Origin of the sequence: uncultured Novosphingobium sp. (assembly GCF_964277725.1) — a bacterium.
In the GTDB taxonomy this organism is placed as follows: Bacteria; Pseudomonadota; Alphaproteobacteria; order Sphingomonadales; family Sphingomonadaceae; genus Novosphingobium; species Novosphingobium fluoreni.
Genome location: NZ_CAXYKL010000019.1, coordinates 1 through 6,855, shown reverse-complemented (window position 1 = coordinate 6,855; position 6,855 = coordinate 1). Strand labels below are relative to the sequence as shown.

The 6,855-nt window shown below is 65.7% G+C and carries 7 protein-coding genes; 5 read left to right on the top strand and 2 right to left on the bottom strand.

The genetic code is table 11. The features are described 5' to 3' along the window. The first annotated feature begins 38 nt into the window (after window positions 1–38). The 5 genes from ACHWRX_RS01320 (at window position 39) to ACHWRX_RS01300 (ending at window position 4,539) form a co-directional block, all read left to right on the top strand. Window positions 39–695, top strand: coding sequence for an alpha/beta hydrolase (locus tag ACHWRX_RS01320; protein ID WP_058737981.1), 657 nt, complete (start codon window positions 39–41; stop codon window positions 693–695). A gap of 73 nt (window positions 696–768) precedes the next feature. Further along, window positions 769–1,845 carry an acyltransferase family protein gene (locus ACHWRX_RS01315; RefSeq protein ID WP_394657804.1) on the top strand — a complete coding sequence of 359 codons (1,077 nt, stop codon included), beginning with the start codon at window positions 769–771 and terminating at the stop codon, window positions 1,843–1,845. Between the two features lie 27 nt (window positions 1,846–1,872). Further along, the gene (gene argJ / locus ACHWRX_RS01310; RefSeq protein WP_394657803.1) at window positions 1,873–3,099 is read left to right on the top strand and encodes a bifunctional glutamate N-acetyltransferase/amino-acid acetyltransferase ArgJ; all 1,227 of its coding nucleotides are present in this window, start codon (window positions 1,873–1,875) and stop codon (window positions 3,097–3,099) included. Window positions 3,100–3,103: 4 nt separating this feature from the next. Next, complete coding sequence (locus ACHWRX_RS01305) at window positions 3,104–3,715, top strand: glutathione S-transferase family protein (RefSeq protein ID WP_394657802.1); 612 nt, start codon at window positions 3,104–3,106, stop codon at window positions 3,713–3,715. Continuing rightward, window positions 3,712–4,539, top strand: coding sequence for an inositol monophosphatase family protein (locus ACHWRX_RS01300; RefSeq protein WP_394657801.1), 828 nt, complete (start codon window positions 3,712–3,714; stop codon window positions 4,537–4,539). The genes ACHWRX_RS01305 and ACHWRX_RS01300 overlap by 4 nt, the downstream gene beginning before the upstream one ends. A 141-nt stretch (window positions 4,540–4,680) precedes the next feature. Here ACHWRX_RS01300 and trxA read toward each other — a convergent pair whose 3' ends face one another. Together trxA and ACHWRX_RS01290 are read right to left on the bottom strand one after the other, a co-directional pair. Then, a complete protein-coding gene (gene trxA / locus ACHWRX_RS01295; RefSeq protein WP_058737986.1) occupies window positions 4,681–5,001 on the bottom strand; it encodes a thioredoxin in 321 nt (106 codons plus the stop codon). 78 nt (window positions 5,002–5,079) lie between these two features. Next, the coding region (locus ACHWRX_RS01290; RefSeq protein ID WP_394657800.1) for a PD-(D/E)XK nuclease family protein at window positions 5,080–6,855 on the bottom strand (1,776 nt) is incomplete at its 5' end.

Sequence of the window (6,855 nt, the reverse complement as noted above, 5' to 3'; positions counted from 1 at the left end):
TTGGCGGGTGACATGCAAAGTCAGGTCCATACACAGCAATGCCCGCAGTCATTTTTCCTGGTCCCGAAGGCCGGCTCGAAGGTCGTTTCCAGCCCGCCACCCGTCCCCGCGCACCGGTGGCGATGATCCTGCATCCCCATCCGCAAGCGGGCGGGACCATGAACGACCGCATCACCCAGCACCTCTACAAGACGTTCGTCAACCGCGGCTTCGCCACCCTCCGCTTCAACTTTCGCGGCGTGGGCCGCAGCCAGGGCAGCTTTGACAACGGCATCGGCGAACTGTCCGACGCGGCCGCCGCGCTCGATTGGGTGCAGTCGATCCATCCCGAAGCGTCCACCACATGGATCGCAGGATTCAGCTTCGGCGCGCTGATCGGCATGCAGTTGCTGATGCGCCGGCCGGAGATTCGCGGCTTTATCTCGGTCGCCCCGCCGGCCAACATGTACGATTTCAGCTTCCTGGCGCCTTGCCCGGCCTCTGGCATCATCGTGCAAGGAACGGCTGACACGGTGGCGACGCCCAATGCAGTGCAGAAGCTGGTCGACAAGCTGCGCACGCAAAAGCACATCACCATCCATCACGATGAGATCCCGCGGGCCAACCACTTCTTCGAGAACGAGATGCCCGACATGATGCGCTCGGTCGACAACTACCTCGACATGCGCCTTGCCCCCGATTGCCCGATCAAGTGACGCCATAAGCGACGCTGCCAGGCCGGCGGCGTCGCTTATCGAAAACGCAAGGTGTCGCCGCTAACACGAAGCGGTGACCTGCGATCCACGCGCCTTTCCTGCCCGACTGCCGCTGCTGGACACCATGCGCGCGCTGGCCGCTTTGCTGGTCCTGCTGTTCCACGTCGACGTGATCTTCGGCTGGCTGCCGCTGTTCCGCCATACCGAGCTGGCGGTGGATTTCTTCTTCATGCTCAGTGGCTTCGTCCTGACCGCCAGTGTCGAGGGCAAGCAACGCGACGGTAGCGCCGCCACCCGCTTCATCGTCGCCAGGATCGGGCGACTTTGGCCGATGATGGCGCTGGGATCGGTGATCGGCCTTGGCACCGCCTGGATGCGCGGCGTCGACTCGCAGGCGCTGGCCCTTTCCTTCACGCTCGCCCTGCTCCTGCTGCCGTCGATGGTGGTGCGCAGCCCGATCTTTCCGCTCAATGGCCCGCAATGGTCGCTGCTGCTGGAGCTGATCGCCAATGTCGCCCATGCACTGGTGCTGCGGCGACTGCCGACGCGGATGCTGCTGCTGCTATCCGCCTCGGCCTGGCTGATGCTGTCCGCGATCGCCGGGATGAAGGGGGAGATGACCTTCGGGCCGATGTATCCGGGGTGGCAGTTGGGCATCCTGCGGATCGGCTATGCCTATACGCTGGGCTGCGTCATCGCGCGCCTGGCCCCCGCGATCATCGCTCGGATACGCGCGCCATGGTGGTTGCCGCTTGCCTTGCTGGCCGTTTTGCTGATCGGACCAGGACGTGCACCTGCCCCGAACGGGTTGCTGGACATGGCGGTTCTGCTGGCCTTCGGGCCGGTTCTGATGATCGCCATCGCTACCGATCCACCCGAAGGCCTGCGCCCGGCGATGCGCCGGGCCGGTGCCGCATCCTGGCCGCTCTACGCGCTGCATGTCCCGTTGATGGATGGGGCGAACACGCTAGCCGTAAAAGGTGTGTTGCCCCCGTCCCTGGCTCCCGTGGCGGCGATCGGCCTGACGCTGGTGGCCGCGATGGCGTTGGCAAACAGCCACATCGCGAAAGGGTTCACGCGATCCAAGCGGCAACCATCGCGCGCCGCCCCTTCCCCTGCAAATTCCAGCGGCCGACCCGGCTATACCTGATCCGCGCCAGCGACTAAGAGCGCTGCCATGTCAGACGCCATCTCCCCGCTCGCCACCCCCTTCCCCGATCTGCCCGCCATCGCTGGCGTCACCCCGCGCATCGCCCGCGCCGGATACAAGAACTGGGGCCGCTGCGACCTGACCTATGTCGAGCTGGCGGAAGGCACCACGGTTGCGGGCGTCTTCACGCGCAACGTCTGCTGCTCCAGCGAAGTGGAGCTTGGCCGCCAGAACATCGTCCAAGGGCAAGCGCGCGCCTTGATCGTCAACGCGGGCAATTCCAACGCCTTCACAGGGTATCGCGGGCGCGAGGCGGTGGAGCAGATCATGGCGCAAGTGGCCGATCATCTCGGCTGCGCAAAGGAGCAGGTCTTCGTCTCGTCGACCGGTGTGATCGGAGTGCCCCTGCCCAAGGACAAGGCGCGCGAAGGCGTGGTGAACGCGCTGGCCGCGCCGTCCTGCAGCTGGGAGGATGCCGCGCGCACCATCTCCACCACCGACACGTTCCCCAAGGGCGCCACGGCGACGGCGATGATCGGTGGCGTGAAAGTGACGATCAGCGCCATCATCAAGGGTTCGGGAATGATCGCGCCAGACATGGCGACGATGCTGGGCTATCTGTTCACCGACGCCGCCGTGACGCCGGGCTTCCTTCAGACGTGCCTCTCCGACGCGAACACGCGCACATTCTCGTGCATCACGGTCGATAGCGACACCTCAACTAGCGATACCGTGCTGGCCTTTGCGACCGGGCAAGCGGGCAATGCGCCGCTCTCCAGCTTCGACGATGCGGGTGCCGATGCCTTCGCCGCCGCGGTGCATGACGTGTGCCGCCAGCTCGCCCATCTTGTCGTGCGCGATGGCGAAGGCGCTAGCAAGTTCATCGCCGTCACGGTTTCAGGCGCGGTGTCGGATGAGAGCGCGCACCGCGTCGGCTTGGCCATCGCCAACTCGCCATTGGTGAAGACCGCCATCGCGGGTGAGGATGCCAACTGGGGCCGCGTCGTCATGGCTGTGGGCAAGGCCGGCGAACCTGCCGATCGAGACAAGCTTTCGATAGGCTTCGGCGGCGTCTGGGCCGCGCGAGACGGGCTGCCTTTGGCCGACTATGACGAGGCCCCGGTGGCCGCGCATCTCAAAGGGCAAGACGTGACCGTGGAGGTCGATCTGGGCTTGGGCGAAGGGCGCGCCCAGGTGTGGACTTGCGACCTGACGCATGGCTACATCTCGATCAACGCCGATTATCGGAGCTGACGCGATGCTGACGATCTGGGGCCGCCTTAACTCGCACAACGTCAAGAAAGTCGCATGGCTGGCCGATGAGATCGGCTTGGACTTCCAGCGTATCGATGTGGGCGGTCCGTTCGGAATGGACGCGGATTATCTCGCGAAGAACCCGAACGCGCTGATCCCCACGATCGAGGACGGCAAGGTGACGCTGTGGGAATCGAATGCGATCCTGCGCTATCTGGCGGCGGAGTACGGCGGTGACCGATGGTGGCCCGCCGATGCTGCAACGCGCGCCATCGCTGACCGCTGGCTGGACTGGCAGTTCACGTATGCGGACGCGCAGCGCGATGCCTTCAAGCAGCTGGTGCGCACGCCCGAGGATCAGCGTGACCCGGCCCGCATCGCTGCGTCGGTTGGCAACTGTCTCCCGCTGCTGGCCATCGTGGAGCGCTATCTGGGCGAGACGCCATGGCTTTCGGGCGCGAATTTCGGCATCGGCGATATTCCCATGGGCGTCTATGCCTACACCTGGTTCAATCTGCCGATCGAGCGCCCCGAGTTTCCCGCGATCGCCGACTGGTACCAGCGGCTGAGCATTCGAGCCGCCTTCCGCGAGCAAGTGGCGATCACGCTGACATGAACAAGCCCGATATCACCCCAGCCTTCACCGCCCAGGTCGAGGCGATCATGCGCCACGCCTCGCAAACCGCGATCGTGCCCCGTTATCGCACGCTGGCAGAGGGGCAGATCATCAGCAAGGCAGCGGACGATGTCGTCACCATCGCCGATACCGAGAGCGAGACGCTGTTGAGCGGCATGCTCGCCGATCTGCTGCCCGAAGCGCAGGTGGTGGGAGAGGAAGCGACCTTCGCCGACGCCACCGTGTTCGAGCGACTGCGCGATGGCCTGTGCTGGATCATCGATCCGCTGGACGGCACCAACAACTTTGCTGCCGGCAAGCCGCCGTTCGGAGTGTTGGTCGCACTGGCCGATGGCGGGCAGGCGATCGGTGGCTGGATACTCGATTGCCTGACGGGCCGCTTCTGCCATGCCGCATTAGGTGGCGGCGCGTTCATCGACGGTGAACGCGTGAATGCAGCGGCGAGTGGTGAACAACCGCCCGTCGCGGCGCTTTCCACCGTCTATCTGGAGCCAGCCGAACGAGCCCTGGTACTGGAACACATCGCGCCGCATTATCGCATGGTGGACATCCCGCGTTGCGCGGCGGAGCAGTATCCCCGGCTGGTGCTGGGCACCAACGATGTATCAGTGTTCAATCGCACCTTGCCCTGGGATCATGCCGCCGGTGTCTTGTTCCTCAACGAGGCCGGCGGTCGCGCCGCACGGCCGGACGGCAGCGCCTATCGCGTGGACGAGTGGGAACGGCGTGGCATGATCGGCGCGGCCTCGCCCGCCTTGTGGGACGAACTGGCTGGGCGCTTGGCGAACCTGCCGGGAAGCTGACCGAGGTAGAAGAACACCCCTGAATTCGCCACTCTCGCGATGGTGGGAATGGAGAAGTTCAGGGTTCAGGCTTAAATCACGGCATGCAATCAAGAACACCCGCCCCCTTGTAACCGGAGGGGACGGGTGTCTTTTTGGACCTTAAAGCTCGCTTTCCAGCCAGCCCTTCAGCGCGCTCTTGGGTGCGGCGCCAAGCTTTTGGGCGACCGGCTTGCCATCCTTGAACAGAACCATGAGCGGGATGGACTGCACGCCGATGCGGCCCGGAACGTCGGTGTTGGCCATGATGTCCATCTTGGCGATCGTCACCTTGTCGCCCAGTTCCTCGCTGATCTCTTCCAGCGACGGGCCAATCATCTTGCACGGACCGCACCATTCCGCCCAGAAGTCGACCAGAACGGGCTTGTCGGACTTCAGGACGTCGGCTTCGAAGCTGTCGTCGGTCACGGCAACGGTGGGCATTGTATGTTCTCCAGTAGAAATGTCGGGCAGCAATTTAGGAACGAACAGCCGTGAGGCAAAGATGCCGCGGCTAAACCTTTACTCCGATGTCGCCAAGGCCGGCTTGTGGCTTTCGAGCCAGTCTGCTGGAATGGCGATGAGGCGAGGCGTAGCGGTGTAGAGCACCGCCGCCTCCACCGTGCGCCCGGGATAGATCGCCGCCAGCGCGGCGGCATAGGCGGCCATTTGTCGCAAGGTCGCCACGGGCACGTCATCCAACGCAGGCGGGGGCCGTCGCGCCGTCTTGTAGTCGATGATGCGGATGGCCTTGTCGTCCACCAGCAGACGATCGACGGTTCCGGCAATCACCTGCCCGCCGACGGTCGCGGAAAACGGCACTTCGGCCAGACTGCCCAGGCCGAACAGCGCCGCCCATTGCGGGTCCGCCACGATGCCCAGCGTTGCGCGGACCATGTCCTGGCGGTCCTCCCCGCTGAACTCCGCCGCATTGCGCTCAAGCCACTGCATCGCCGCGGCCTCCTGCCGATCGACCGCGATCTCGGGGAGCCGTTCGAGCAGGCGATGCATCAGGCTGCCCCGGCGAGCCGCGTCCAGCGCCGCTCCGGGTGGCAGTGGCGGATCGGGCGCGGCCTCTTCCCCCAGAGCAGACGGAGCGAGCGGACGTGGCGGCAAAGGCTCTGCCGGAGGGGGGCGCAGCAACAGCGGCGGCAGCGGATCGGGCAAAGGCAGCTGCGGGAATTCGCCGTGGGTCTGCGACGACATAGGCTGTGGCGGCGTGCCCCAATCCCGGCGGCTCTCCCAGATCGGATCGGCCACGGCAGCGTCAGCGGGATACAGCGCCTCCAGCCGCGCATACCAGCTGTTCGGCGCGGCCTGGCCCTTGTCCTTGGGGCCCAGCGCGCCGCCGATGAACAGGGCTTCCTCCGCCCGGGTCATGGCCACGTAGAGCAGCCGCCAATGCTCCTGCATCTCGGCGATCTTTACCCGCTCAAGCTCGGCGGCGATCCGGCCGATCTTCTCGTCCTTGCGCAGCGGCGGCAGCGGGATCAAGCGGGCGGCATCGAAAGGATCGGGCAAGTCCAGCCCGCGATCGCGGCTTTCATCCGGGTTGCCGGTGGCATCGGCCAGAATGACGATCGGAGCCTGCAATCCCTTAGATCCGTGGACGGTCATCACCCGCACAAGGCCGGTGGCGTTGTCCGCCTCGCGCTTCAGCTCGCCATCGCCGGCATCGAACCACGCCAGGAAACCCACGACGCTGGGGGTGGCGGTGAGGGTGTAGGCCATTGCCGCGTTCACCAGTTCGTCGATCGGATCGTTGGCCTCCGCCCCCAGCCGCGCCACCAGCTTGCGCCGCCCCTGCCAGGGTCCGGACAGCAGCCATTGCAACAGCACGTGCGGCGGCTCGAAATCAGCCAGGTCCAACAGGCCGAACAGCCGCGCCACGCTCTCGCGTACGAGCGGATCGGGCGAGGCCCGCAGATGCGCCCACAACGCGCGGCGTGGGCCAGGCGGGCGGTAGCCATGCTCCAGCAGCATATCCTGGCTCCACCCCATCAACGGAGAGACCAGGAGATTCGCCAGGTTGAGATCGTCCAGCGGTTGCGCGGCAAAGCGCAGCGCGGCCACCAGGTCCTTCACGGCCAGCGGCGCACCCAGCCGCAAGCGGTCCACGCCGGCCACGGGCACGCCCAAGGCGTGCAGCCGCGCCACGATCAGCCCAGCCAGTTCCTTGCGCTTGCGGACCAGCACCATGATGTCGCCCGCTTCGGCCCGGCGCTGGCGATCCTTGTGCAGGCGAAAGCCAGGCCCGGAAGGATCGACCCATGCCTTCACCTGCTGCGCGATCCGGTC